Here is a 25,322-nt window from a genome sequence, read left to right as displayed (position 1 = left end):
CCGGAGCGGCTTAAGCCGGGATCGTTCCAACTTGTCTGACGGAGAAGCCGCATGCTCGGACGCCTGAACCACGTGGCCATCGCAGTGCCTGATCTTGACGCCGCCACCGCCACCTATCGCGATACGCTGGGCGGCAAGGTGAGCGCGCCGCAAGCCCTTCCCGAACACGGCGTGACCGTCGTGTTCGTGGATCTCGGCAACACCAAGGTGGAACTGCTGGAACCCCTGGGAGAGGCTTCCCCGATCGCCGCTTTCCTGGCGAAGAACCCTGCCGGCGGGATGCACCATGTCTGCTACGAGGTTGACGACATTCTGTCCGCCCGTGATCACCTGAAGGGGCAGGGCGCCCGCGTTCTGGGCGATGGCGAACCGAAGACCGGAGCCCATGGCAAGCCGGTTCTTTTCCTGCATCCCAAGGATTTCCACGGCACGCTCGTGGAACTGGAGCAGGTCTGAGACGGCGCGCGGCGCCAAGGGCTTTGCCATTTGCCGCCATCGACCCCATATGAATGCCCGTGGAACGGTCAACCCGGCGCGGGAGACGGAGCAAACCATGCTGACGACAGTGTTATCCTATGCTGCGCTTTATTTCGTACTCTGGTGGCTGTGCCTGTTCGCGGTCATTCCCTTCAGCCTGCGCACGCAGGAGGAGGATGGCGCGGTGACGCTGGGCACCGTGGCCAGCGCGCCGAAAGGGCATCACATGCGCCGCGCCGCGCTGCGCACGACAATCGTCTCCGGACTCATCTTCGCCGCCTATCTCGGCATCACGCAGGGGCTCGGCTACTCGATCGACGACATCCCGCGCATCGTACCGAACTACGTGTACGGGGACGGATGACGGAGCCGCGCGCCCCGGCGTCAACGGCTGCTCCATGAAGCGATGTCCTCGCACCAGTTCTCGATCTTGGGGCCAGTCAGGGCGATATCGGGAACATGGCGCGGAGCGAAATGGGATTTCGCCTCCTTGTAGATCAGCTTCGGCAGATAGTCCGAGATGCCAAGCCGGCCGAACAGGGAATAGGCGAAGATCCGCCCTTCCAACAGGATGTAGAACTCGCCGGGGGAGCGCAGTTCCGGCGGCATGCCGAACAATGTTCCCGGTGCTCGCCGCCTTTCGTTCCAGATATTGCTGCCGGTTCGGTGATAGGCCCATTCGACTCGGGCTTTCAGAAAGTTGGGATTGGCTTCCGGATCCGAGAGGTCGAGAACCCGCAGGCCACGAATCTGGAAACGGAAGTTTTCGCTGCCGCCGCGTGGCAGCGTTTGGTCCGCCGTATCGGTGATTGCCCAATTGCCGGTCTTGTAGCTGGTCCAGGCAATCTCGCTGATCCTGTCCAGGGTTTCGCAGGTGATCGTGCCGTCGGAGGACGCCGAGATCATGTCGCCGATGGCATAATATGCTTCGCGCGCCCGCTGGATCTGCTTGTAGACCGAGACGAAGTCATAGGTGACGAGCATCAGGAGAGCAAAGACCGGAATGAGGATCGCCCCCTCGACGGCCACCACGCCGTCGTTCGACCGGACAAACCGGTTCATGCGATGCAAAAGGGAGATCATCATCAGAAAGGCTCCGTCATGTAGCCCTGCGCAGCCCGCAGCATCCATGGCTTGTCGGAGTAGAGCCTGGACATCGTTTGCAGCGAAAACGGCATTTCAACCGAGATCAACTGCAACACCATTGATCTGTAGATATCCGAGGGCAGGGATTGAACCGCTGCCTGCCCGTCGATCTGAAAGGAACGGACATTGACGGAAAGGCGGTCGAGGCAGTCGCTGAACGAATATTTCGCGCAAACCTGGCGCTTGACATATTCTTCAGGTGTCCACTTCTGTTTCGTGGCTATGCCCTCGGCCTGCCCGGTGCGGATTTCGAAGGCAACCTCGCGCAAGGCACGATCCAGATCGCTCGACATCAGCATGTAGGTCATGCTTTCGAAGCTGAAAAGCAACATGAAGATGACGATCGGGCCCACCATGGCCCATTCCACTGCAACCGCGCCGCTCCGGCTGGCCATGAAGCGCCCGGCCGTCCCTCTGCCGGGCAGTCGCCTTTTCCCGTTAGTCCTGTGTTTCATCGTTCCCTGCCAATTCCTGCCGGCAGGAAACCTAGCAACGGGAAGTTCATGGATGCCTAATATAAAGTAGATATAAGTAATACAAGAATCGATTAATAAAAAGAAGGCAAATCACGAGAAGTAAATATTAAGTCCTGGACCGCTAGGTTTGCCGCGTGTGCATTGGTATTGGCGGGGGCTGTGAAATGGTTTCGAAAAACCTGTGGTCAGACAGGCGTGGATCGTTGCAGGTGGTGATGGCGTTGTCGGCGCTGCCGCTGCTCATGATGACAGGCATTGCCATAGACATCGGTTCTGCGCACAACCACAAGGTGGAACTTCAGACGGCGGTCGACAATGTGGCCTTGCAATTGGCAAAGCGCAGCGCCCTCAATCCGGCCATGACCACAACCGAGCTGGTCAGCGATGGCAAGGCCATGCTTGACCGCACCATTCCATTCCCAATCGATTATGCGGAATTTTCTGTCGATACGGGGGGAATCATCGTTCGAATCGACGCCTCCGTCCAATACGAGACCGCTTTCGCCGGCATTATCGGGAAGGACCGGATTGCACTACGGGCAACCGCCGACTCCCGCTTCCGCCGCAAGAACATCGAAATCGCGGTCACGGTCGACACCACGAACTCGATGGACAAGATCCTGTCCGGAAAGACCCGGCTCGAAGGCGCAAAGGAGGCGGTTCATGCGTTCACCGATGCCGTGATGACGGGAACCAACACGGCATTGAATACATCGGTGAAACTGGCGCTTGTACCTTTCGACAACCAGGTCAAGGTTCTGCAGGACGATAAAGCGCAGTGGATTGAATACGATCCACGCCGGGCGTTTTCATGGATCGACAATTTCGGGCAGTCCTCCATCCATCGCATCTATCTTCCGAAATATACCGCTTACCTGAGCGACGGCACGCATACGGACCAGAGCATTGATCGCTGGCGGATATTCCGCAAACTGCGCCAGCACGGTGGCAACAAATATGGTTGGAACGGCTGCCTCGAAATGCGGCCGGGAAAGTATACATTTTCAGTTGCGGCGCCTGTCCGCTACGATCCGAACTCGCTTTTCACGCCGTTCCTTGCGCCCGATCAGCCCGACAATCGTGACGAATACAACAACAACAAGTCGCCCAACAGCTACCTGCCCGATCAGGGGCCGGCCTGCAATTCACCCCGCGCCCCTGAAGGCAAGGATGCCTGGGAACGCCGCGAACTCAATGTCTGCAAATATGATGACAGGGCAGGGCCCCTGCAGGTCGGGCGCTACGCGCGCTCGGACTCCTATGCCTATGTGGATGCCAATCCCAACGGGTTCTGCACCGGCAACAACCCGGTTTTTCCGCTGTCGACCGATGTGCAGGGCTTTCTTGCCGGCGTCGATGCCCTTTCGACCATCGGAAGCTGGGGTGGAACGATCATGCCGATCGGTTTCTATTGGGCATGGAACGCGCTCGACAAGGCCGAGCCGCTGCCGGAGGCCGCGCCCGCTGGCGAGGCGGACAAATACATCATCTTCCTGTCTGACGGGAAGAACTCGACGCACCCGCTCCGGTTCAACAGCTACTCGCCCTTCGGCTATCCCGGCGACGATCGCTGGGATGCGGCGGCCGGTTTTGATGACGACGGCGACATCACCCGCGACGAGGCCCTGCACAGCATGACCTACAAGATGTGCGACGCGATCAAGGCCGATCCCGCCAACATCACCGTCTATTTCGTCTACTACCTCGACAAGTATGACGCGGAAGCCGAGAAGATCGGGAAACACTGCGCAAGCGGTGACGACAAGTTCATTGTCGCAGGCGACCGCGACAAGCTGATCGAGACATTCCGCATGATCGGCCGGGATATCTCCCGGCTGCGGCTCGTGCCCTATGACAGTTGAGCCAGGTGACATCAGCCCGCGCCGGCAGGGACCGGCCGGGCATGCCTGCCGTCAGCCCGCGACCAGTCCTCGGATTGACCGGGGTCCATGGTATGACCGGCGGGTGGCAGGCAAAAAAAAGCAAGGCCTCAAGCCTTGCCATTCAGTTACGCGTTGATCCGTTTCCGAGTTGGCGGCAGCGATTGAACGCGCCAGGATCGCATCCTCCCAAGACTTTGACCGCGTGATGAAGGACCGCTTGAAACCGCCGTCCCTTGTTGTGGTGGGACAATAGACAGAAGCGTGACGGTTTGTCACCCCTTTTCTGCTTCAATTTCAATCAAATGGTCGCTGCGCTGCAACACGGGCGAGCGGCCGGCGGCGGATTCGGGTCCGGGTTTCCATTCTGCCATGAAATGGCTATGAAGCGCGTGAAAGATTCCGCAGGCTTCGGCGGGTGCCGATTCCTGCCCCTCCGATCGCCCATATCCAGGACCATTCCATGCGTCTTTCCCGCTACTTCCTTCCCATCCTCAAGGAAAATCCCCGCGAGGCGGAGATTGTCTCGCACCGCCTCATGTTGCGCGCCGGCATGATCCGCCAGCAATCGGCCGGCATCTTCTCGCTTCTGCCCCTCGGGCTGAAGGTCCTTGGCAAGGTCAATACGATCATCCGCGAGGAGCAGAACCGGGCAGGGGCCATCGAAATTCTGATGCCGACCATCCAGTCGGCAGACCTTTGGCGCGAAAGCGGCCGTTACGACGACTATGGCAAGGAGATGCTGCGCATCAAGGACCGTCACGAGCGCGACATGCTCTACGGTCCGACCAACGAGGAGATGGTGACGGACATCTTCCGCTCCTACGTCCGCTCCTACAAGGACCTGCCGCTCAATCTCTATCACATCCAGTGGAAGTTCCGGGACGAGGTGCGCCCGCGCTTTGGCGTCATGCGCGGCCGTGAATTCCTGATGAAGGACGCCTATTCCTTCGATCTGGACTACGAGGGCGCGCGCGCAGCCTACAATCGCATGTTCGTCGCCTATCTGCGCACCTTCGAGCGCATGGGCATGAAGGCCATTCCCATGCGGGCCGATACCGGGCCCATCGGCGGCGATCTCAGCCATGAGTTCATCATCCTTGCCGAGACCGGTGAATCCGAGGTTTTCTGCCATTCCGACTTCATGACCATGTCGGCGCCGGACGCCGACATCGATTTCACCAATGATTCCGAAATCGCAGCGGTCGTGGAACAATGGACCACGCCCTATGCCGCGACCGACGAGATGCATGACGAAGCGGCCTGGGACGCGCTGCCGGAAGGCAAGCGCATGAATGCCCGCGGTATCGAGGTCGGCCACATCTTCCATTTCGGCACCAAGTATTCCGCGCCCATGGGCGCCAGCGTCACCGGTCCCGACGGCAAAGAGCATCCTGTTTCGATGGGATCCTACGGTATCGGCCCCACACGGGTGGTTGCTGCCATCATCGAGGCGAGCCACGATGAGAACGGCATCATCTGGCCCGATGCGGTGGCGCCTTTCGAAATGTCGATCATCAACATGAAGCCCGGCAACGAGGCCTGCGACGCTGCCAGCGAGAGGCTGTACGGCACATTGGCCGCCGCCGGGTGCGATGTGCTTTATGACGACACCGACAAGAGCGCCGGCCAGAAATTCGCCACCCATGATCTCATCGGCATCCCGTACCAGATCATAGCCGGTCCGCGTGGCGTGGCAGCCGGCGAGGTGGAGGTGAAGAACCGGCGCAGTGGCGAGCGCGAAACCATGACCATCGATGCCGCGATCAATCGCTTTGGCGGCCGCGCATGAGCGAGACGGCAGCCTCGTCCGGACATTCGGTGCCGGCCGGCGCCGGCCCCTTTTCCGCATTCGAACGCATGGTGGCGCTGCGCTACCTGCGGTCGCGGCGCAAGGAGACGATTGTCTCCGTCATTGCGCTGATTTCCTTCATCGGCATCATGCTGGGCGTGGCCACGCTCATCATCGTGATGGCGGTGATGAACGGGTTCCGCGTCGAGTTGCTCGACCGCATCCTTGGCGTCAACGGCCATGTCATCGTGCAGCCTGTCGACAGCCCGCTGACCGATTATGACGCCGTGGCAAACCGCATTGCGGCATTGGACGGCATTCGCGCTGCCCTGCCGCTGGTCGAGGGCCAGGCGCTTGCCTCCGGCCGTGTCGGCGCGGGCACGGGGGCGCTGGTGCGCGGCGTGCGCGACCAGGACATTCCGAGAATTCAGGCCCTGGCAGGCAATGTCCGCCAGGGCTCGCTCGACGGTTTCGAGGCCAGCGAGGGCGTGGCCATCGGCGCGCGCATGGCCGAAAACCTGGGTCTTGCCCTTGGTGACATCCTGACCCTCGTGTCTCCCGATGGTGACGTGACGCCGATCGGCACGACGCCGCGGGTAAAGGGCTACCCGGTGGTGGCGGTCTTCGAAATCGGCATGTCGGAATACGATTCCTCCATCGTTTACATGCCCTTGTCCGAGGCCCAGCTCTATTTCAACCAGGAAAACCAGGTCCAGTCCATCGAGGTCTTCCTGGACGATCCGGATACGGTCGATACCCTGCGCACGGCCATCGAGACCGCGGCCGCCCGGCCCGTGTTCCTGTCGGATTGGCGCCAGCGCAATCGCGCCTTCTTTTCCGCCCTTCAGGTGGAGCGCAACGTCATGTTCATGATCCTGACGCTGATCGTGCTGGTGGCGGCGCTCAACATCATTTCCGGCCTCATCATGCTGGTGAAGGACAAGGGCCGCGACATCGCCATCCTTCGCACCATGGGCGCGACATCGGGCTCGATCCTGCGCATTTTCCTGATGACCGGCTCCGCCATCGGCCTCACCGGCACGCTCGGCGGGCTGTTCCTCGGCCTGCTCGTCTGCTGGAATATCGAATCGATCCGCCAGTTCTTCTCCTGGCTGTCCGGCACGACGATTTTTGATCCCAATCTCTATTTCCTGAGCCAGCTTCCCGCCAAGATCGATGTGGGCGAAACGCTGGCGGTGCTTGTCATGGCCATGGTTCTTTCCTTCATCGCCACCATCATTCCGGCCTGGCGCGCCGCGCGCATCGATCCGGTTGACGCCCTGAGGTACGAATGATGGCCGTTGCGCTGGAACTGAGGTCGGTCAGCCGCCACTATGACCAGGGGGGCAAGCGGCTCGACATCCTGCTCGACTGCGATTTCGCGCTGCATTCCGGCGAGATGGTCGCGCTCGTCGCCCCATCCGGCGCGGGCAAGTCCACGCTGCTGCACACGGCCGGTCTGCTGGAGCGCCCCGATGGCGGCGATGTCCATGTCAATGCACGTGCCTGCGGCCGTCTCAATGATGAACAACGCACCGCGATCCGGCGAAACGATATCGGCTTCGTCTACCAGTTCCATCACCTGCTGCCGGAATTCTCCGCCCTGGAGAACATCATGATGCCCCAGCTCCTTCACGGGCTGTCACGCGCCGAAGCGGCGCAAAGGGCAGGTCAGTTGCTCGACTACATGAAGGTCGGCCATCGCGCCGATCACCGGCCCTCCGAGCTTTCCGGAGGCGAGCAGCAACGGGTTGCGATTGCGCGCGCCGTTGCCAATGCGCCGCTTGTCCTGCTGGCGGATGAACCCACCGGCAACCTGGATCCGGTCACCTCGTCCTATGTCTTCGAGGCCCTGGAGGCGCTGGTGCGCAAGTCTGGCCTGGCGGCCTTGATCGCCACCCACAATCACGAGCTTGCCAGGCGCATGGATCGCCGCGTGACGCTGAAGGACGGCAAGATCGTGCCCCTGTGAGTTGTTGCCATCCTTGGGTTCCGGCCTGCCTGTCGCGGGCGCGGCCGGATGCACGCTACGCTTTTTGTCAATGAAATCTTAACCATGAGGCTGGGGATAGCGGGAATTGATGTTCCTGTCATGTCTTCATGGTTGACGCGGGAACAAAACGGGAATAAAAGAACAAAATACGAACAAAGAGGGAGTTGCTGCCATGTCCGACCTGATTTATGACGTCGCCTCGCTGGTCTCCGTTTCCATGTTCATCGTCGCGTCTGCCATGTGGATCGGCGCACTTTAGGGCGATCGTCCGTCTCCTTTCCCTGAATGATGGGGATAGCCGGCCGGTCCTTCTGCCTGCAACGGGCTTCGTTCTGGACTTGGCGCCCCGGCTTGCCGAAACTGACGTCTGAGATGTCAGGATTCGGGACCGGCAGGTGAGGGCGATGGACGAACAGGCGAAAGACGGGCGGATGTTCATTCACCTGCGTGTTCACTCCCAATATTCCCTGCTGGAAGGCGCGTTGCCACTCGGCAAGGTCATTGGCCATGCCCTCGCGGACGAGGCGCCGGCCATTGCCGTCACCGATACCAACAACCTGTTCGGCGCGCTCGAATTCGCACAGAAGGCCACCAAGGACGGCATCCAGCCGATCGTCGGTTGCCAGCTCGCGGTCGACTTCGCCGACAGGCCGGAGGATGCGGGCCGCGCGCCGGGGCGCAAGGTGGAGACGCTTGCCTCCCTTGTCTTCATCGCGGCGAGTGAGGAAGGCTACGCAAATCTCGTGCGCCTTGTCTCCCGTGCCTATCTCGCGACCGGAGAGGGCGAGCCGGTTCATGTCACGCCGGGCTGGATCGCCGAACTCTCCGCCGGCGTGATCTGCCTGACCGGCGGGCCGGATGGCCCGTTGGGCCGGGAATTGAAGGCGGGCCATTCCGTCATTGCCGAACAGAGACTGGCGGCGCTCAAGCGCTGGTTCGGCGACCGGCTCTATGTGGAATTGCAACGGTGCGGCAACTGGGACCGGGCGCTGGAGGCTGCGACCGTCAAGCTTGCCTATGACCACCGGCTCCCGCTCGTTGCCACCAATGAGGCCTTCTTTCCCAGGCGTGAGGATTACGATGCCCATGACGCCCTGATTGCGATTGCCGAAGGGACCGTGATCGCGGTTGACGAACGCCGCAAGCTGACGCCGGACAATTATCTGCGCAGTCAGGCTGAGATGATTGCCTTGTTCTCCGACCTGCCGGAAGCTGTCGAGAACACTGTCGAGATCGCGCGCCGCTGCCACTATTTTCCCGAGACGCGAAAGCCCATCCTGCCGCGATTTACCGGCGGCGATCTGGAAGACGCCGAAGCGGTCGTCGCCGCGGAAGCCGCGGAGTTGCGCCGGCAGGCGGTTGACGGTTTGGCGATGCGCCTTGAAAGCCAGGGCCTTTCGGCCGGCTACACCCGGGAGGACTACGAAAAGCGTCTCGACTACGAACTCGGCATCATCGAGCGGATGAAGTTTCCGGGCTACTTCCTGATCGTGTCCGACTTCATCAAGTGGGGCAAGGCGCATGACATTCCGGTCGGTCCCGGGCGCGGCTCCGGCGCGGGGTCGCTGGTCGCCTGGGTGCTGACCATCACCGACATAGACCCCTTGCGGTTTTCGCTTCTGTTCGAGCGCTTCCTCAATCCCGAACGCGTGTCGATGCCGGACTTCGATATCGACTTCTGCCAGGAGCGCCGCGACGAGGTGATCCGCTATGTGCAGGAAAAATACGGCCGCGACCAGGTGGCCCAGATCATCACCTTTGGATCCCTGCAGGCGCGCGCCGTGCTGCGCGATGTCGGGCGCGTGCTCCAGATGCCCTATGGCCAGGTCGACCGGCTGACGAAGCTGGTGCCGTCGAACCCCGCCAACCCCGTGCCGCTGGAAAAGGCGGTTGCCGATGAACCGCGCTTTGCCGAGGAGATCGAGAAGGAGCCGATCGTCGGTACGCTGATCGACATTGCCAGGAAGCTGGAGGGGCTTTACCGCCATGCCTCCACCCATGCCGCCGGCATCGTGATCGGCGATCGGCCGTTGTCGGAACTGGTGCCCATGTACCGCGATCCGCGTTCCGACATGCCGGTCACGCAATTCAACATGAAATGGGTCGAACAGGCCGGCCTGGTGAAATTCGACTTCCTCGGCCTGAAAACCCTGACCGTCATCGAGACGGCGGTCAAGTTCGTGCGCCGGCGCGGCGTGGATCTGGACATGTCGCAGATTCCGCTGGACGACGCGCCCACCTATCAGATGCTGGCGCGCGGCGAGACCGTGGGCATCTTCCAGGTGGAATCGGCCGGAATGCGCAAGGCCCTGATCGGCATGAAGCCGGACTGCATCGAGGACATCATCGCCCTCGTCGCGCTTTATCGTCCCGGTCCCATGGAGAACATTCCCACCTACAACGCGCGCAAGCACGGGCATGAGGAAATCGCCTCCATTCACCCGAAGATCGATCACCTTGTGAAGGAGACCCAGGGCGTCATCGTTTACCAGGAACAGGTGATGCAGATCGCGCAGGAACTGTCGGGCTATTCGCTGGGCGAAGCCGATCTTCTGCGCCGCGCCATGGGCAAGAAGATCCGCGCCGAGATGGACAAGCAGCGCGTGCGCTTTGTTGATGGCGCTGTGGAGCGCGGCGTGTCGAAGGCGCAGGCCAACACGATCTTCGACCTCCTGGCGAAATTCGCCGACTACGGCTTCAACAAGTCCCACGCGGCCGCCTATGCGGTCGTGTCGTACCAGACAGCGTGGCTGAAGGCGCATTACCCGGTCGAGTTCCTGGCCGCGTCCATGTCGCTGGACATGAACAACACCGACAAGCTCAACGACTTCCGTCAGGATGCCTTGCGGCTTGGCATCGAAGTGGTTGCGCCGTCGGTCATGACCTCCCATCACCTGTTCGAGGTCGGCGAGAACCGGATCTATTATTCGCTTTCGGCGATCAAGGGTGTGGGCGAGGCCGCGGTGCGTCACATCGAGCAGCGGCGGGCGGAGAAAGCCTTTGGATCGCTGGAGGATTTCTGCGAGCGCATCGACCCGCGCATCGTTGGCAAGCGCGTGCTGGAAAGCCTGATTTCGGCCGGCGCGCTCGATTGTTTCGGCCATCAACGGGAAAACATGCTTGCCGGTCTCGACCGGATGATGGGCCTGGGTGCGCGCGCGGCGGAAAATGCTGCGTCCGGGCAGCACGACATGTTTGCCGGCGGTTCGGATGCCGTGGCTGAGAAGCTGCGCTTGCCCGCGGCCGAGCCGTGGAGTTCGGCCGAAAAGCTGCATCGTGAGTTTCAGGCGGTCGGCTTCTATCTGTCTGCCCATCCGCTGGATGAGCATGCCGAGGCGCTCAAGCGCATGCGGGTCCAGAACTGGGCGGATTTTTCCGCGGCGGTCAAGCGCGGCGCCAGCGCGGGGCGCCTGGCCGGTACGATTGTCTCCAGGCAGGAGCGGCGCATCCAGAACGGTGCCTCGCGCATGGGCATCGTCATGCTCACCGATGCGTCCGGGCAGTACGAGGCAGTTCTCTATGCGGAAGACCTGCTGAAATACCGGGATCTGCTTGAACCCGGCAATTCGGTCGTCATCACCGTTGCCGCCCGCGACAATCCCGAAGGCGTCCGGGTGCGCATCCAGACCGTCAAGCTGCTGGGCGACGAGGATGCCCAGGCCTCGCTCAAGGCCCTTCGCATCTTCGTACGCGACGCAAGTCCGCTTCAGTCCATCGCCGCACAGCTTCCACCAGGCCAGGGTGAAGGCCAGGTCAGCCTCATCGTCATCAAGCCGGAAGGCGGCGGCGAGGTCGAGGTCGGGCTGCCCGGCCACTACGACCTGAAGGAAAAGCTGCCCAATGCCCTTCGCGCCATTCCCGGTGTCGTAGATGTCGAGATGGTCTGACCCGGAAACGGCCCGTGCGCCCGATTGCCGCGTTGATTGTTCCCGATTGCGGCCCCAGATTGCAGTGGTTTATGGGGAGTCTTTCCATGCGCATCCTTGCCGCTCTTCTTGCCGTCCTCCTCTCCGCCGTTTCCTCCCTGGCGGCAGACAGGATCACGCCGCGTCAGGCCCATGAGGCGATCGGAAACGGCGAACTTGTGCTGGTGGACATCCGTACGCCGGACGAATGGCGGGAGACCGGCATCCCGGCGCCGGCCACGCCCATCGACATGACCGCGCGTGATTTCGTGCCGAAGCTCAGGCAGGTGCTGGCCGAGAACCCGGACAAGACGGTGGGCTTCATCTGCCGCACCGGCAACCGCTCCAGCTACCTGACCGGCGTGCTCGCCAAGGCCGGACTGACCAATATCGTCGATGTGACGGGTGGTGTGGCCGGCAATGGCCGGGTGACCGGCTGGATCGCCGAGGGCCTGCCCATGAAGCCGCATTGCGAAACCTGTTGAGCCGGCGCACTTATTCCTGGTCGCGTTGCGGACGGGCGCGGTCATTCCGTCCGAACGTGTAGCCCGTTTCGACCGCTTTCCCGCCGAATTTCGCCCGCAGGGCATCCATGGCACCTTCCGCCTTGGCCCGGCGAAGGGCCGACGTGTCGACAAGGTCGGCCGGATCGGCTCTTTCAGGCGAGCACAGGTCGGCCACGCCGATGCCGATCAGCCGGAAACGTGTGCCGTCGATTTCCCGTTTCAGCAGATCGAGCCCGTGGGAAAAGATGCGGTCGGCCAGTTGCGTCGGATCGGCCAGTTGGCGGTTGCGGGTGCGCGCCCTGAAGTCGGCTGTCTTCAGCTTCAGCACCACCGTGCGACCGGCCAGTGCACCGGCCTTCAGCCGCGTCGATACCTTTTCCGAAAGCGAGCGCAGCACGGGCGCCAGGTCGTCGAGCGTCGAAAGGTCATGGTTGAAGGTGGTTTCCGCCGAAATGCTCTTCATGTCGTGATGTGGATCGACCTTGCGGCTGTCGATGCCCCGCGCCAGCGACCAGAGGCGTTCGCCCATGGACTGGTAGCGCGCGAGCAACTCGGTCCGGTCCATCTGCTGCAACTGGCCGATGCGGGTGATGCCATCGGCGCGCAGCTTTTCCTCCAGGGCCTTGCCCACGCCCCAGATCATGCCCACCGGCTTGTCGGCGAGAAATCCGGTTGCCTCCGCCTCGCCGATAACCGAGAAGCCGCGCGGCTTCTGCATGTCGGATGCAAGCTTCGCCAGGTATTTGCAATAGGACAGGCCGACGGAGACCGACAGCCCCATCTCCGCCTCGATGGACCGTGCGAAGCGGCCCAGCACCACGGCTGGCGGCGCGCCATGCAGGCGTTCCGTCCCGCTGAGGTCGAGAAAGGCCTCGTCGATGGAAACAGGCTCCACAAGCGGCGTCAGCGCACGCATGCGCTCGCGGATGTCGCGCCCCGTGCGGGCATATTTCTCCATGTCGGGCTTGATGACGATTGCGTCGGGGCAGGCCTCCAGCGCCTTGTACATGGGCATGGCAGACTTCACGCCACGAATGCGGGCAATGTAACAGGCCGTTGAAACCACGCCCCTTTTTCCGCCGCCAATGATGACCGGGCGGTCACGGATTTCCGGCCGGTCGCGCTTTTCCACCGAAGCATAGAAGGCATCGCAGTCGATATGGGCGATGTTCAGCCGGTACAACTCGCCGTGTTTGAGCAGGCGCGGGCTGCCGCAAGCTTCGCATCGCCGGGCCGTTCTGCTCTGGAGACGCAGGCAGTCGCGGCAGAAGCCGGCATTCGGATCGTTGGGAAGTGCCATGGCGCAGGCGAACATGAGTGGACCACGCCAGAGGGTACAGCGAAGCCCGTTCCCCGGCAAGCCGTCATCGGAAACCCGCCGGCGGCCGCTTTCCTGCCGGTTTCAGCCTCCGAGCGCCGCCTCCAGTTTCGCCGCCGCATCGTCCCAGTCGAGCGTTTCCACAACGCCCTGGGGCAGCGGCGGCAGCAGCCTGCGCATCCCCTCATGCGCCATGAGGTGAAACAGGCCGGCGCGCGGATAGCTCGTCTGCACCGATACGAGATTGTGCGGAATGTCGTCGACAAAGGCCACCGGGGCGCTTCGTGCGCCCGCAAGCAGCGAGACGGCCGGCCCCTTGGCCTTTTCTGTTGTCACGAGCGGATAGGAAATGCCGAGCCGGTCCAGCAGTGCCCGGCGACGCGCCCGGTGGGCATGCGGCATGGCTGTCAGCATCACGATTTCCGCCGCGCCGGAAAGCCGGTCCAGCGCCTGCGTCACGCCTGTGGCCGGTGTCTGCCAGTCCTCCTGTGCGCAGAAGAAATCGTCCAGCAGGCCGGACACGGTCTCCGCCGGCGCCGGCGCACCGCCGTCCTTCGCGATGACATTGCCGTGCAGGCGGAAACTTTCCGACTGGAATGTGTAGCCGCGATGATCGAGATAGCGCACGAAGGGCGCCACGAATTCCAGCACCACCTCGTCCACGTCCAGCACCAGCAGGGGCCTTGTATCGCGCGACAGCGCCTCGATCTGGCGGACCGTCTCCGGATCGTCGCTCATGTCGAGGCCTCATGCCGGTCGTCGCCGCCAGGCAAGGCCCGCTGCGCGGCCGCCACCGCCTCCGGCCTGTTGCCGGATGCCTCGCAAAAGGCCATCAGCGTCGGCTCATGCGCCAGGATGAAGCCGAGCACGCCGGCCAGGAAGCCCGGTTCGGCCGCCGCAGTGCGTATCTGGCTGGCTTCGATCCCGGAAATCGAAAGGAAGCGGGGCAGCAGACGTTCATCGGCGGCGATGAATCCAAGGGCGGCAATGGCCAGGTCGCTTGCCGCTTGCGTGGAAACTGCACTCGTCATCGTCTCGACTCCAGTATGCAATGCCGATTCGGCCACATCGTTTTCAGGTTTGCCTTTCGTAAAGCAAATTGCGGTATCTTGCGCAAAATTCGCAGTCGCAGGGCGCTGTTCATCCACAGCGAATGCAAGCAACGGTTGGCTGCACGGCAGGGGGTTGGCATGGCGAAGAAGGTCATGATCGTGGAGGACAATGAGCTCAACATGAAGCTCTTCCGCGATCTCATAGAGGCCAGCGGCTACGAAACGATCCAGACCCGCAACGGTCTGGAAGCGCTGGATCTGGCCCGCGCGAACCGGCCGGACCTGATCCTGATGGATATACAGCTTCCGGAAGTATCGGGCCTGGAAGTCACCAAATGGCTGAAGCAGGACGATGAACTCCACGCCATACCGGTCATCGCTGTCACGGCCTTCGCCATGAAGGGGGACGAGGAGCGTATCCGTCAGGGCGGGTGCGAGGCCTATATCTCGAAGCCGATCTCCGTTCCCAAGTTCATCGAGACAATCAAGTCCTATCTGGGAGATGCCTGATGGCCATCTCTGACCGGACGCCGGCGAGCAGGAACCCTACATGACTGCGCGAATCCTTGTCGTCGATGATATTCCCGCCAATGTGCGCCTTCTGGAGGCCCGCCTGCTGGCCGAGTATTTCGAGGTGCTCACCGCATCCAATGGCGAAGAGGCACTGTCCCTGGTCGAAAGCGAACGCGTGGACGTCATCCTGCTCGACATCATGATGCCGGGCATAGACGGTTTCGAGGTTTGCCGCCGGCTCAAGGCGGACCCCCAGACCGCGCATATTCCCGTCGTCATGGTCACCGCGCTCGATCAGCCGGAAGACCGGGTGAAGGGCCTGCAATGCGGCGCCGATGATTTCCTTACCAAGCCCGTCAATGACCTGCAGCTTATCACGCGGGTCAAGAGCCTTGTTCGTCTCAAGTCGCTTTCCGATGAATTGCGGCTGCGCGCGGCCACCGCGCGCGATATCGGCATCGACGAATTACTTTCCACCCGCGCGGCGGCGATGGATACGCGCACGCCCTCATTCCTGCTGATCGACGAGCGTCCCTCGTCATCCGCCCGGCTGAAGGCGATGCTTGCCGAACTCGGAGACGTGACTGCCGCATGCGATCCCCAGGCCGGTTTCTTCGAGGCCGTCAACAAGCCGCATGATGTGATCGTGATCTCCACCACGTTCGCCGATTTCGACCCGCTGCGCCTTTGTTCGCATTTGCGTTCCGTCGACATGACGCGGTTCACGCCGGTGATGCTGGTCGCCGAGGCCGATCAGGACGAACTGATCGCCCGCGGTCTGGAACTGGGTGTGAACGACTACGTCACCCGCCCTGTGGAGCCACAGGAATTCAAGGCGCGCCTGACGACCCAGGTACGCCGCAAGCGCTACAATGACGGTCTTCGTGCATCCGTGGCGCAAACGATCGAAATGGCGGTCACCGACCCGCTGACCGGCATGCACAACCGGCGTTATCTCGACACGCATCTCGAACGTCTGTTTGACCGCGCGCTTTCGCGTGGCAGGCCGCTTTCCGTCATGATGACCGATCTCGACCGTTTCAAGCTGGTCAATGATACCTATGGCCACGATGCCGGCGACGAGGTCATTCGCGAATTCGCCCGCCGGATCCGGCGCCATGTGCGCGGCGCCGATCTGGCCTGCCGCTATGGCGGCGAGGAATTCGCCATCATCATGCCCGACACACCTGCCGAAATTGCCAACAAGGTTGCCGAACGCCTGCGCCTGCAGATTGAAGGCGCGGCTTTCCCGATTGGCCAGGGTCGGGAACTCGAAGTGACCGTGTCGATCGGCGTCGCTTCATTGATGAGCCATGATGAAAATGCGCTTCAGATCATGAAGAGAGCAGACGAAGCACTTTACGAGGCAAAGAATACCGGCCGCAACAAGGTTGTCGCAACAGCCGCGTGAATTCCCTCCAAAAAATTGATAAATAGAATGGAAGCGCCCTGATTGGCCGCCATGCGGCGGTCTTTGCGCGGTCCTGCCGTGCCTGTTTTTAACCATGCCCCAAGCAAGCCCGGCAGACAGGTTAAGAAATGGTTGATTTTTCCATGCGATTGCAACATCCTGCAGGCAAATAATCGCGCCTCGGCTGTTATGGCTTGTACTTCCAACCGCAGCGTGATCTTCAATACCCCATGAAGCTCAGGTCCGCCGCATCTCCTGGGTCCGTGGGGTGGGCCGGCCGGCCTGGCTTTCAGTGGCCTCCTCGTACCGCTGCCAGTTTCCGGTCGGCCCCCATCTTTCCTGCAAGACTCGATCTGTCATATGCCCGCCATGGCCGGACGCCGGGGCTGTCCTCGCGCGCATCAGCCGTCGCAGGGCACGGGCGCACGCCATCGTCATCATGTGCGGGGTCTGGAAGGGCAGGGGCCTGGCAAGGGCCGTTCCGGCGAAAGCGGGCTCGGATGCGTGCCCGGTCTTGCGAAAAAGACCAGTTGGCCTCTGGCAGCGATCGTGCCGGAAGCGGCAATGCTCCGGGGATCGCAGAAAAGAAAACGCCGCCCGGTGGGCGGCGCTTCGGAACCCTTCAGTGAAACCCGATCACTTGATCTTGGTTTCCTTGAACTCGACATGCTTCTTCGCAATCGGATCGTATTTCCGCTTCGTCATCTTTTCCGTCATCGTGCGGCTGTTCTTCTTGGTAACGTAGAAGAAGCCGGTGTCGGCGGTCGACAGAAGCTTGATCTTGATCGTGGTAGCCTTGGCCATGGTCTTGTCCGTTGTTGTTTGTCTGGGAAAACCGCATGCCATGGGGCATGGAGACCCGGCGCGGCAATCATTCGAGGGCGACACATACGGATCGGCACGGGAAAGTCAAGTCCGCAAGCGCCATCGAGGCCATGTCAGGCTGTTTTTCGCGGCCGCATGATCTGCCGCGAAAGGATGAGCGCGATATAGACGGCAAAGAAGGCGGCCAGGACATGGGCGAATCCATTGGGGCCGGAGACCTCCATGCCGACACCGATGGCCGCGGGGCCGGCCAGCATGCCCAGCGCATAACAGAAGACGAAGGCGGCATTGGCCTGCACAAGCTGCCGGCCTCTCAGCCGCGCCCCCAGATGTGCCAGGCTGACCGTGTAGAGCCCGGCCACGACACCGCCCCACACGAACAGCATGGCCGCCGTCATGTGCCAGTCATGCGAGATCATCGGCAGGACGCCCATGCCGGCAAGGCCGGTCACGGCGCAGGCCAGCAGGATGGTGCGCCGGTCGCGCACCCGGTCGCTGATGATTCCCAGCGGGATTTGCAGCACCACATTGCCAAGTCCCACCATGGTCAGCAGCAGGGCGGCACTGGCCTCGTCATAGCCCACACGCAGCCCGTAGACCGGGAAAAGCGCAAAGCCTCCCGTCTCCACCGCGCCGAAGACCAGCACCGCGAAAGTGGCTGTCGGCACGAGGATGATGTAGCGCCAGAAGTCGCTGCCGGCTGCAATGCCATCATCGCCGGCGAGATCGGGCGCGTCGCGCGTGGCCAGCAGGACCGGCAGCGCCGCCAGCGTGATCAGGGCCAGCGTGAAACCGAAGGGCAGGAAGCCCTCCGAACCAAGCTGGGCGAAAATCCACGGTCCCGCGGCGAAGCCGAGCGAAAGGACAGTGGCATAGACGCCAAGCACGAAGCCGCGCCGTGCAGGCGGCGCGCAATGGTTGATCCATGATTCCGACAGGATGAACAGCACCGTGATGGCGAAATGCAGCGCCGCGCGCAGCACGAACCAGGAAGCGAACGAATCGAAAAAATGGAAGCTGACGAAGGAGACCCCGCCGATGGCCAGCATGGCAAGGACGACCGGTATCATGCCGAAACGAACGGCCAGCGGGGTGGCGAAAGGGGCGGCCGCCAGCGAGGCAAGGCCTGCGACCGCCGTATTGAGGCCGATCATGCCGGCGGAAAAGCCGCGGGCTTCCAGCACGAAGGAGAGCAGCGGCATGCCGAGCCCGATGGCGATACCGACCACGGAAATCGAGGCGATCGCCGCGGCAAGGCCTCGCCACTGAACCGTTTCCTGCCCGGTACCGTCAGTAAACTCGGGCTGCATGTGGTGATTCCCGCCTGTGGTTGAGGCTGCGCCCCGAGGTCAGAGCACGTCGCGCCGGAACTGGTTGTGGATCATGCGATAGAAGGGAACGGGTCCGCCCGGCACAAGCTCCGGATCGGTTTCCAGCCGCTTGCCCAGCTCCTCGATCACCGTGCGCGTGATGATGGGAATGTCCGCATCCATCGCATCGGCCAGTTCCAGCCACATCAGCTCTTCCAGCTCCTGCGTCGGGCCGCCTTCCGGCAGTTCCAGCGCCGCGCTGTCGCGCCAGACGGCGAAGAAGCGCGTGTCGAAACGGCGAACCCGCCCGGGCGGCGTGATGGCGCGGGCGACGAACCGCAGTCCTTCCAGGGAAGGCGCAACGCCATGGGCGCTGAATCCCTGCCAATCCGCGGCCCTTGTGGTGAAGTCCTGCCTGTGGCCGATCAGGATGCCGGCTTCCTCGTAGGTCTCGCGCACCGCCGACATGGCGATGGCGCGGGCCCGCGCCGGCGTGAAGCGGGCGCGCGTGAGGCTGTTCAGCTTCTCGGCTTCGGCCGCCGGCAGGTCGGCGGCCGTCGGGATGCGGGCATCGGCCGGATCGGTCCGTCCGCCCGGAAACACGAATTTGCCGGGCATGAAGGCATGCTTGTGATGCCGCTTGCCCAACAGCACCTTCGGCTTCGGCCCGGACCGGTCCAGCAGCAGCAGCGTGGCCGCGTCGCGCGGGCGTAGCGGCCCCTTGCCCAGGGCAAAATCCTTGTTGACGGCCTTGTCGATCTCGGCGCGCGTCATTCCGTCCATGTTCGTTCAGTCCTGTTCGGGATGGGTATCCGGTTCGTCATCGTTGCCGCCGAAGCCATGCATGTAAAGCGCCCATTGAAGCCCGACCACAGATCCCTTGACCGGTTGCAGGATGGCCAGCGACATGGCGATGGTTATCGGCACCCAGATTGCCAGATGCTGCCAGTTGGAAAGCGTGTAGAGCCGCTCGACACCCATGAAGGCGCCGACGACGATATGCCCGACGATGAAGATGACGAGATAGGCGGGCAGGTCATCGGCACGGTGGTGATGAATTTCCTCGTGACACGTCGCGCAGGCGTCGACTGTCTTGGCGAAACCCCTGAACAGCCGTCCTTCGCCGCAATTGGGGCAGCGTCCGCGCCAACCGCGCCACATGGCCTGTCCCAGGGCGCGGGTCGGCCGCCCGCTATGCGCTTCGCCGCCGAACTGGCGGATATCGTGTGTCATCGTCTTCCCTTGCCCCCTGATCGCCCCTTGGCCACCCGCGTCCGGCCGCGCGAACCTGCCTTGGTCTTGTGAAAGGAACGTGTCATGCCCGGCAGCGGCCGGGCTTCGCTGGCCATGGCCATGAGGATGGAGCCGGCCATCGGCGCGATTTCCACCAGTTCCACCTGTACCTTGTCGCCCAGCCGCCAGCCTTCCCCGGACGATGATCCGGCCACCGCATGGGAGGCTTCGTCATAGTGGAAATATTCGTCGCCAAGCTTCGAGATGGGGATGAACCCGTCCGCGCCGAATTGCGGCAACTGCACGAACAGCCCGGCCTTGGTGACGCCGGTGATCCGGCCGTCGAAAACCTGGCCCACCTGGTCTGCCAGATGCGAGGCGATCAGCCGGTCCACCGTCTCGCGCTCGGCCGCCATGGCCCGCCGTTCCGTGGCCGAGATCAGCGCCGAGATGTCGTCGAGCCGGGCTTCCTCGTCCTTGGTCAGGCCATCGTCGCCAAGCTTCAGCGCCCGGATCAGCGCGCGATGCACGATCAGGTCGGCATAGCGGCGGATCGGCGAGGTGAAATGCGCGTAGCGCTGAAGGTTGAGCCCGAAATGACCGATATTGGCCGGCGAATAGATGGCCTGGCTCTGGCTGCGCAGAACCACTTCATTGACCAGCGCCTCGTTTTCCGTGTCATCGACCGCCGAAAGGATGGTGTTGAACTGGGCCGGGCGCAATTGCGCGCCGCGCGCCAGCGAGAGGCCGACGGTGCGCAGGAATTCGCGCAGGCTCTCCTGCTTGGCCAGCGAGGGCATGTCATGCACCCGGTAGACCAGCGCCTGGCTCTTCGTTTCCAGCGTCTCGGCGGCCGAGACATTGGCCTGGATCATGAATTCCTCGACCAGCTTGTGCGCGTCGAGGCGGTCGGGCACCGTAACCCGGTCCACGGTGCCGTCTTCCTTCAGCAGGATCTTGCGTTCCGGCAGATCCAGTTCCAGCGGCTCACGGTTGGCGCGGCCGCGCGCCAGCACGCGGTAGGCCTCCCACAAAGGCTTGAGGACCGTGTCGAGGATCGGGCCGGTCTTCTCGTCCGGTGCGCCGTCAATGGCGGCCTGTGCCTGCACATAGGCCAGCCGTGCCGAAGACCGCATCATGATGCGGTGGAAGGAATGCCTGAGCTTGCGCCCCTTGGACGAGAAGACCATGCGCACGGCCAGGGCCGGCCGGTCCACATCCTCCTTCAGCGAGCAAAGGTCGTTGGAAATGCGTTCAGGCAGCATCGGCACCACCCGGTCGGGGAAGTAGACCGAATTGCCGCGCTTGAGGGCCTCGCGGTCCAGTGCCGAGCCGGAACGGACATAGGCGGCCACATCGGCAATGGCGACCGTGACGACATGGCCGCCGGGATTGTCGGGATCGCTGTCGGCCTCGGCGTGGATGGCGTCGTCGTGATCCTTGGCATCGGCCGGGTCGATGGTGACGAGATCCATGCCGCGCCAGTCCTCGCGGCCCTCCATCGTGGCCGGTGTCGCAGCAGACGCTTCGGCAAGAACGTCCTGCGGAAAGACATGCGGGATCTCGTGGGCATGGATGGCGATCATCGAGATCGCCTTTTCGGAAGCCACCGAGCCGATCACCTGCATCACCCGTGCGCGGGCAAGGCCATGGCGCGGGCTGCGCCCGGGCTGCACTTCCACCAGGTCGCCGGGCCGGGCTTCGCCCCGGTCGTCGGCCTCGACCACCAGCTCGTCCTGCTTGCGGTCGACCGGCTCGATGCGCAGGCTGCCGTCGGTGAGTTCACGGAACACGCCCAGCACGGCGTCGCGGCGCTTGTCCAGCACCTTCATCACCCGTGCCGAATAGGCCGGCCCGTCGTCCCTGTCGGAAGCGAAGGTCTTGGCCAGCACCCGGTCGCCGACACCGGGCTGGCGGCCGGGTGCATTGCGGCTGGTCCTGACGGATACGACCGGTGCCGCGCCGTCCGCTTCGTCCCATTCCATCGGCCGCGCCACAAGCCCGCCGTCGCTGTCACGGCCGAAGATCTCCAGCACCGTGACCTGGGGCAGGGCACCGGGACGCGAAAGGCGCTTGCGCCGCTTCTCGATCAGGCCTTCGTCCTGGAGATCGCGCAGCATCTGCTTGAGTTCGACGCGGGCATCGCCCTTCAGGTTGAACGCCTTGGCCAGTTCACGCTTGCCGGCCGAATCGGGATTTTCGGCGATGAAGCGCAGGATTTCTTCGCGCGAGGGCATGTGCGCGTTGCGCGCGGGCCTGTCCGCCCGGGCTTTTCCGGTGCCTGGCAGGCGGCGCGCCATCAGGCCGTCTTCTTCGCGGCGGTTTTCTTCGCCGCCGGCTTCTTGGCCGCTGCCGGTTTCTTGGCAGGCGATGCCTTGCGCGCCGCCTTCTTGCCACCGCCGGACTTGCCGGCCTTTTCCGCGATCAGCGCCAGCGCCTCTTCCAGCGTCACCGATTGCGGATCCTTGCCGTTGGGCAGCGTGGCGTTGACCTTCTCCCAGTTGACATAGGGGCCGTAGCGTCCGTCACGCACGGTGATTGCGCCACCGTCGGGGTGATCGCCCAGTTCCTTCAGGGCCGCAGGCTTCGCACGCCCGCGCCCGGCGCCCTTGGAGGCCTTCTCCGCCAGCACCGAAACCGCGCGGTTGATGCCGATGGAGAAGACATCCTCGATGCTCTCCAGATTGGCATAGGTGCCGTCATGCAGCACGAAGGGACCGTAGCGGCCAAGGCCGGCGGAAATCATCTTCCCGCTTTCCGGGTGCTGGCCGACATCGCGCGGCAGGTTGATCAGCGCGAGCGCCTTTTCCAGGTCGATATCGGCTGGTTGCCAGCCCTTGGGCAGGCTGGAACGCTTGGCCTCCTTGCCTTCGCCCCGCTGCACATAAGGGCCGAAGCGGCCGGAGCGCAGGGTGATTTCCTCGCTCGTATAGGGGTCGTTGCCGAGCACCTTGTTGCCGTCTTCCAGCCCGGCGCCGTCGCCGCCGCCCTCGCCATTTTCTCCGAGCTGGCGCGTGAATCCGCATTCTGGATAGTTGGAGCAGCCGACAAAGGCACCATACTTGCCGAGCTTCAGCGAAAGCTGGCCGTTTCCACACTTCGGGCAGATGCGCGGGTCCGAGCCATCCTCGCGGGCCGGGAAGGCGAGCGGCGCCAGTTCCTCGTTCAGCGCGTCGAGAACGTCGGAAACCCGCAATTCCTTGGTCTCGTCGACAGCAGCCGTGAAATCGCGCCAGAAGTCGCGCAACACATCGCGCCAGGCCAGCCTGCCATCGGAAATCTCGTCGAGTTTTTCCTCAAGCCCGGCGGTGAAGTCATATTCCACATAGCGGCTGAAGAAATTTTCGAGGAAGGCTGTCACCACCCGGCCCTTGGAGCCGGGGATGAGCTTGCGCTTGTCGATGGTCACGTAATCGCGGTCCTGCAGCGTCTGCAGGGTGGCGGCATAGGTGGAGGGCCGGCCGATGCCGAGTTCTTCCATCTTCTTGATCAGCGATGCTTCCGAATAGCGCGGCGGCGGCTCCGTGGAATGTTCCGAAACGTCGATGGACTGGCGATCGACATCCTCGCCGGAGCGGATGTCCGGCAGGCGGCCATCCTCCTCGTCCTGGGCATCCTCGTCCTTGCTCTCGGTGTAGGCGGCAAGGAAGCCGTCGAAGCGGATCACCTGGCCATTGGCGCGCAGTTCGGCCGTCTTGCCGGCGCCCGAGGCGATGATGTCCACGGCCGTGCGTTCCAGCTCGGCGGCATTCATCTGGCTGGCAATGGCCCGCTTCCAGATCATCTCGTAGAGACGGTACTGGTCGTTGTCGAGATGGGCGCGCACCGAAGCCGGCGTGCGCGAAAAGTCGGTCGGGCGGATGGCCTCGTGGGCCTCCTGTGCGTTTTTCGCCTTGGTGGAATAGTGCCGCGGTTTTTCCGGCAGGTACTTGTCGCCGAATTCCTTGCCGATGGTCTCGCGCGCCGCCGAAATCGCTTCGGGTGCCATCTGCACGCCATCGGTTCGCATGTAGGTGATCAGGCCGGCCGTTTCGCCGCCCACGTCAACGCCTTCATAGAGCCGCTGGGCAACCTGCATGGTGCGCGTGGCGCCAAAACCGAGCCGCGAAGAGGCGGCCTGCTGAAGGGTGGAGGTGGTGAAGGGCGGAGCCGGGTTGCGCTTGGCGGGCTTGGCCTCCACCGACGCGACCCTGAAGGTCGACGCGTCCAGCACCTTGCGGATGTCGTCGGCCTGTTCGGCGCTGGTGATGTCCAGCTTCTGCGCCTTCTTGCCGTCAAAGGTCATCAGGCGGGCCGGGAACGAATCTCCGCGCGGCGTCAGGAACGTGCCCGCGACGAGCCAGTAGGCTTCCCGGACGAAGCGTTCGATCTCCGCCTCGCGGTCGCAGACGAGCCTCAGCGCGACCGACTGCACCCGGCCGGCCGAGCGTGCGCCCGGCAGCTTGCGCCACAGCACGGGCGACAGCGTGAAGCCGACGAGGTAATCGAGCGCCCGGCGCGCCAGATAGGCTTCCACCAGCGGCGCGTCGATCTCGCGCGGATTGGCCATGGCGTCAAGAACGGCATTCTTGGTGATGGCGTTGAAGACGACCCGGCGCACCGGCTTGTCCTTGATCGCCTTCTTCTGCTTCAGCACTTCGAGCACATGCCAGGAAATGGCCTCGCCCTCGCGATCCGGGTCAGTCGCCAGAAACAGCGAATCGGCTTCCTTCACAGCCTTGGAAATCTCCGTCAGGCGCTTGGAGGACGCGGCATCCACCTGCCAGGACATGGCGAAATCCTCGTCCGGGCGCACGGAGCCATCCTTTGGCGGCAGATCCCGCACATGCCCGAAGGAGGCCAGAACCTTGTAGTTCTTGCCCAGATACTTGTTGATCGTTTTCGCCTTCGCGGGCGATTCGACAATCACGACGTCCATGAAAATCCCGGAGAAACTGTTTTGCCGCATTTCGAACCCTGCCTTGTGGCAGGTCGCTGCTACCGCGTCAAATGGCTGCCTGTTGCGCCGAGGTCAAGCCCGGCTGCGCGCCACGCCGGGTGCGAATGGTCCCTGGCAAGGCCGATATACAATTTTAAGTTGTATAAAATGATCTTGCATTTCTCTATGGTTGCAATATCGTGGGTCTGTGCCGCTCAGGTGGTACACGGGCGGACCAACGAAGTATCGGCGGTCATGATGGCCGCAACCGCGAAGGATGTCCATGCGCATTGATCAGCCCCATTACAGCCGTACCGACAGACTGGACTACATCCAGTCCATGCTCGGGCAATTGCACACTATGGCCCAGGGCGAACGTTGCGACGTTCTCACCTATTTCATCGAAATGGCCTATGTGGAATGTTCCGACATCATTCGCGGCCAGCGTCCCAGAAGGCTGGAACAGGAGACGGCGGCGCACCGCAAGATCGCGCATTCGGCATGAGGGAATCGCGCATTCGGCATGAGGGAGAGGCAAATGCATGCAGGCCGTACTGGCGTGGACCG

At 62.8% G+C, this 25,322-nt stretch carries 22 protein-coding genes; 11 read left to right on the top strand and 11 right to left on the bottom strand.

The window, feature by feature from the left end:
* The first annotated feature begins 51 nt into the window (after positions 1–51).
* Complete coding sequence (mce, locus tag R3D65_RS01755; RefSeq protein WP_371273511.1) at positions 52–456, top strand: methylmalonyl-CoA epimerase; 405 nt, start codon at positions 52–54, stop codon at positions 454–456.
* A gap of 97 nt (positions 457–553) precedes the next feature.
* Positions 554–841 (top strand): DUF1467 family protein, encoded by a 288-nt coding sequence (locus tag R3D65_RS01750; protein WP_371273510.1) that lies wholly within the window; start codon positions 554–556, stop codon positions 839–841.
* Between the two features lie 20 nt (positions 842–861).
* Here the strand turns inward: R3D65_RS01750 and R3D65_RS01745 are convergent, their stop codons facing one another.
* The gene (locus R3D65_RS01745) at positions 862–1,563 is read right to left on the bottom strand and encodes a TadE/TadG family type IV pilus assembly protein (RefSeq protein ID WP_371273509.1); all 702 of its coding nucleotides are present in this window, start codon (positions 1,561–1,563) and stop codon (positions 862–864) included.
* On the bottom strand, positions 1,563–2,018 hold the full coding sequence (locus tag R3D65_RS01740) for a TadE/TadG family type IV pilus assembly protein (protein ID WP_371273508.1): 456 nt from the start codon (positions 2,016–2,018) through the stop codon (positions 1,563–1,565). The genes R3D65_RS01745 and R3D65_RS01740 overlap by 1 nt, the downstream gene beginning before the upstream one ends.
* Positions 2,019–2,263: 245 nt before the next feature.
* Here R3D65_RS01740 and R3D65_RS01735 point away from each other — a divergent pair, with 245 nt between their 5' ends.
* From R3D65_RS01735 to R3D65_RS01710, 6 genes are all read left to right on the top strand, one after another.
* Complete coding sequence (locus tag R3D65_RS01735) at positions 2,264–3,961, top strand: pilus assembly protein TadG-related protein (RefSeq protein ID WP_371273507.1); 1,698 nt, start codon at positions 2,264–2,266, stop codon at positions 3,959–3,961.
* 481 nt (positions 3,962–4,442) lie between these two features.
* Positions 4,443–5,771, top strand: coding sequence for a proline--tRNA ligase (gene proS / locus R3D65_RS01730; protein ID WP_371273506.1), 1,329 nt, complete (start codon positions 4,443–4,445; stop codon positions 5,769–5,771).
* Positions 5,768–7,066, top strand: a complete 1,299-nt coding sequence (locus R3D65_RS01725) for a lipoprotein-releasing ABC transporter permease subunit (protein WP_371273505.1) — start codon at positions 5,768–5,770, stop codon at positions 7,064–7,066. The genes proS and R3D65_RS01725 overlap by 4 nt, the downstream gene beginning before the upstream one ends.
* Positions 7,063–7,743: an ABC transporter ATP-binding protein gene (locus R3D65_RS01720; RefSeq protein WP_371273504.1), complete on the top strand. Its 681-nt coding sequence runs from the start codon at positions 7,063–7,065 to the stop codon at positions 7,741–7,743. Before R3D65_RS01725 ends, R3D65_RS01720 begins: the two co-directional genes overlap by 4 nt.
* A 425-nt stretch (positions 7,744–8,168) precedes the next feature.
* Positions 8,169–11,651 carry a DNA polymerase III subunit alpha gene (dnaE, locus tag R3D65_RS01715; protein WP_371273503.1) on the top strand — a complete coding sequence of 1,161 codons (3,483 nt, stop codon included), beginning with the start codon at positions 8,169–8,171 and terminating at the stop codon, positions 11,649–11,651.
* Between the two features lie 86 nt (positions 11,652–11,737).
* Positions 11,738–12,154 (top strand): rhodanese-like domain-containing protein, encoded by a 417-nt coding sequence (locus R3D65_RS01710; protein WP_371273502.1) that lies wholly within the window; start codon positions 11,738–11,740, stop codon positions 12,152–12,154.
* A 10-nt stretch (positions 12,155–12,164) separates the two neighbouring features.
* Here R3D65_RS01710 and R3D65_RS01705 read toward each other — a convergent pair whose 3' ends face one another.
* The 3 genes from R3D65_RS01705 to R3D65_RS01695 all read right to left on the bottom strand — a co-directional run bounded on the left by R3D65_RS01705 (position 12,165) and on the right by R3D65_RS01695 (position 14,524).
* On the bottom strand, positions 12,165–13,490 hold the full coding sequence (locus R3D65_RS01705) for a DNA polymerase IV (protein WP_371273501.1): 1,326 nt from the start codon (positions 13,488–13,490) through the stop codon (positions 12,165–12,167).
* 87 nt (positions 13,491–13,577) lie between these two features.
* Complete coding sequence (locus R3D65_RS01700) at positions 13,578–14,231, bottom strand: hypothetical protein (protein WP_371273500.1); 654 nt, start codon at positions 14,229–14,231, stop codon at positions 13,578–13,580.
* Positions 14,228–14,524, bottom strand: coding sequence for a DUF3572 domain-containing protein (locus tag R3D65_RS01695; protein WP_371273499.1), 297 nt, complete (start codon positions 14,522–14,524; stop codon positions 14,228–14,230). Before R3D65_RS01695 ends, R3D65_RS01700 begins: the two co-directional genes overlap by 4 nt.
* 159 nt (positions 14,525–14,683) lie before the next feature.
* Here R3D65_RS01695 and R3D65_RS01690 point away from each other — a divergent pair, with 159 nt between their 5' ends.
* Positions 14,684–15,055 carry a response regulator gene (locus R3D65_RS01690; RefSeq protein WP_371273498.1) on the top strand — a complete coding sequence of 124 codons (372 nt, stop codon included), beginning with the start codon at positions 14,684–14,686 and terminating at the stop codon, positions 15,053–15,055.
* A 40-nt stretch (positions 15,056–15,095) separates the two neighbouring features.
* Complete coding sequence (locus R3D65_RS01685; RefSeq protein ID WP_371273497.1) at positions 15,096–16,469, top strand: PleD family two-component system response regulator; 1,374 nt, start codon at positions 15,096–15,098, stop codon at positions 16,467–16,469.
* Positions 16,470–17,105: 636 nt separating this feature from the next.
* Here R3D65_RS01685 and rpmG read toward each other — a convergent pair.
* From rpmG to topA, 6 genes are all read right to left on the bottom strand, one after another.
* Positions 17,106–17,273, bottom strand: coding sequence for a 50S ribosomal protein L33 (rpmG, locus tag R3D65_RS01680; RefSeq protein WP_371273496.1), 168 nt, complete (start codon positions 17,271–17,273; stop codon positions 17,106–17,108).
* Between the two features lie 134 nt (positions 17,274–17,407).
* Positions 17,408–18,604, bottom strand: a complete 1,197-nt coding sequence (locus R3D65_RS01675) for an MFS transporter (protein ID WP_371273495.1) — start codon at positions 18,602–18,604, stop codon at positions 17,408–17,410.
* A gap of 39 nt (positions 18,605–18,643) precedes the next feature.
* Positions 18,644–19,387, bottom strand: coding sequence for an NUDIX hydrolase (locus tag R3D65_RS01670; protein WP_371273494.1), 744 nt, complete (start codon positions 19,385–19,387; stop codon positions 18,644–18,646).
* 6 nt (positions 19,388–19,393) lie between these two features.
* Complete coding sequence (locus tag R3D65_RS01665; protein ID WP_371273493.1) at positions 19,394–19,837, bottom strand: DUF983 domain-containing protein; 444 nt, start codon at positions 19,835–19,837, stop codon at positions 19,394–19,396.
* Entirely contained in the window at positions 19,834–22,137 is a 2,304-nt protein-coding gene (gene rnr, locus R3D65_RS01660) for a ribonuclease R (protein WP_371273492.1), read from the bottom strand. Before rnr ends, R3D65_RS01665 begins: the two co-directional genes overlap by 4 nt.
* Positions 22,137–24,755: a type I DNA topoisomerase gene (gene topA, locus R3D65_RS01655; protein ID WP_371273491.1), complete on the bottom strand. Its 2,619-nt coding sequence runs from the start codon at positions 24,753–24,755 to the stop codon at positions 22,137–22,139. Before topA ends, rnr begins: the two co-directional genes overlap by 1 nt.
* 283 nt (positions 24,756–25,038) lie before the next feature.
* Here topA and R3D65_RS01650 point away from each other — a divergent pair, with 283 nt between their 5' ends.
* Positions 25,039–25,260: a hypothetical protein gene (locus R3D65_RS01650; protein WP_371273490.1), complete on the top strand. Its 222-nt coding sequence runs from the start codon at positions 25,039–25,041 to the stop codon at positions 25,258–25,260.
* The last annotated feature ends 62 nt before the right edge of the window (positions 25,261–25,322 follow it).

The organism is Zhengella sp., from assembly GCF_041397485.1.
Lineage (GTDB): Bacteria > Pseudomonadota > Alphaproteobacteria > Rhizobiales > Rhizobiaceae > Zhengella.
Note: the sequence above shows the minus strand (reverse complement) of the source record. Positions and strands in the feature narration are given on the sequence as shown.

Excerpts from the sequence above, each read along its gene's own strand:
- R3D65_RS01650 (WP_371273490.1), top strand. The coding sequence starts at position 25,039 with ATGCGCATTGATCAGCCCCATTACAGCCGTACCGACAGACTGGACTAC.
- R3D65_RS01685 (WP_371273497.1), top strand. The coding sequence starts at position 15,096 with ATGACTGCGCGAATCCTTGTCGTCGATGATATTCCCGCCAATGTGCGC.
- topA (WP_371273491.1), bottom strand. The coding sequence starts at position 24,755 with ATGGACGTCGTGATTGTCGAATCGCCCGCGAAGGCGAAAACGATCAAC.
- R3D65_RS01665 (WP_371273493.1), bottom strand. The coding sequence starts at position 19,837 with ATGACACACGATATCCGCCAGTTCGGCGGCGAAGCGCATAGCGGGCGG.
- R3D65_RS01740 (WP_371273508.1), bottom strand. The coding sequence starts at position 2,018 with ATGGCCAGCCGGAGCGGCGCGGTTGCAGTGGAATGGGCCATGGTGGGC.
- R3D65_RS01735 (WP_371273507.1), top strand. The coding sequence starts at position 2,264 with ATGGTTTCGAAAAACCTGTGGTCAGACAGGCGTGGATCGTTGCAGGTG.
- R3D65_RS01670 (WP_371273494.1), bottom strand. The coding sequence starts at position 19,387 with ATGGACGGAATGACGCGCGCCGAGATCGACAAGGCCGTCAACAAGGAT.
- R3D65_RS01690 (WP_371273498.1), top strand. The coding sequence starts at position 14,684 with ATGGCGAAGAAGGTCATGATCGTGGAGGACAATGAGCTCAACATGAAG.
- dnaE (WP_371273503.1), top strand. The coding sequence starts at position 8,169 with ATGGACGAACAGGCGAAAGACGGGCGGATGTTCATTCACCTGCGTGTT.
- rnr (WP_371273492.1), bottom strand. The coding sequence starts at position 22,137 with ATGGCGCGCCGCCTGCCAGGCACCGGAAAAGCCCGGGCGGACAGGCCC.
- rpmG (WP_371273496.1), bottom strand. The coding sequence starts at position 17,273 with ATGGCCAAGGCTACCACGATCAAGATCAAGCTTCTGTCGACCGCCGAC.
- R3D65_RS01700 (WP_371273500.1), bottom strand. The coding sequence starts at position 14,231 with ATGAGCGACGATCCGGAGACGGTCCGCCAGATCGAGGCGCTGTCGCGC.
- R3D65_RS01695 (WP_371273499.1), bottom strand. The coding sequence starts at position 14,524 with ATGACGAGTGCAGTTTCCACGCAAGCGGCAAGCGACCTGGCCATTGCC.
- R3D65_RS01705 (WP_371273501.1), bottom strand. The coding sequence starts at position 13,490 with ATGTTCGCCTGCGCCATGGCACTTCCCAACGATCCGAATGCCGGCTTC.
- R3D65_RS01745 (WP_371273509.1), bottom strand. The coding sequence starts at position 1,563 with ATGATGATCTCCCTTTTGCATCGCATGAACCGGTTTGTCCGGTCGAAC.
- R3D65_RS01750 (WP_371273510.1), top strand. The coding sequence starts at position 554 with ATGCTGACGACAGTGTTATCCTATGCTGCGCTTTATTTCGTACTCTGG.
- mce (WP_371273511.1), top strand. The coding sequence starts at position 52 with ATGCTCGGACGCCTGAACCACGTGGCCATCGCAGTGCCTGATCTTGAC.
- R3D65_RS01710 (WP_371273502.1), top strand. The coding sequence starts at position 11,738 with ATGCGCATCCTTGCCGCTCTTCTTGCCGTCCTCCTCTCCGCCGTTTCC.
- R3D65_RS01725 (WP_371273505.1), top strand. The coding sequence starts at position 5,768 with ATGAGCGAGACGGCAGCCTCGTCCGGACATTCGGTGCCGGCCGGCGCC.
- proS (WP_371273506.1), top strand. The coding sequence starts at position 4,443 with ATGCGTCTTTCCCGCTACTTCCTTCCCATCCTCAAGGAAAATCCCCGC.
- R3D65_RS01720 (WP_371273504.1), top strand. The coding sequence starts at position 7,063 with ATGATGGCCGTTGCGCTGGAACTGAGGTCGGTCAGCCGCCACTATGAC.
- R3D65_RS01675 (WP_371273495.1), bottom strand. The coding sequence starts at position 18,604 with ATGCAGCCCGAGTTTACTGACGGTACCGGGCAGGAAACGGTTCAGTGG.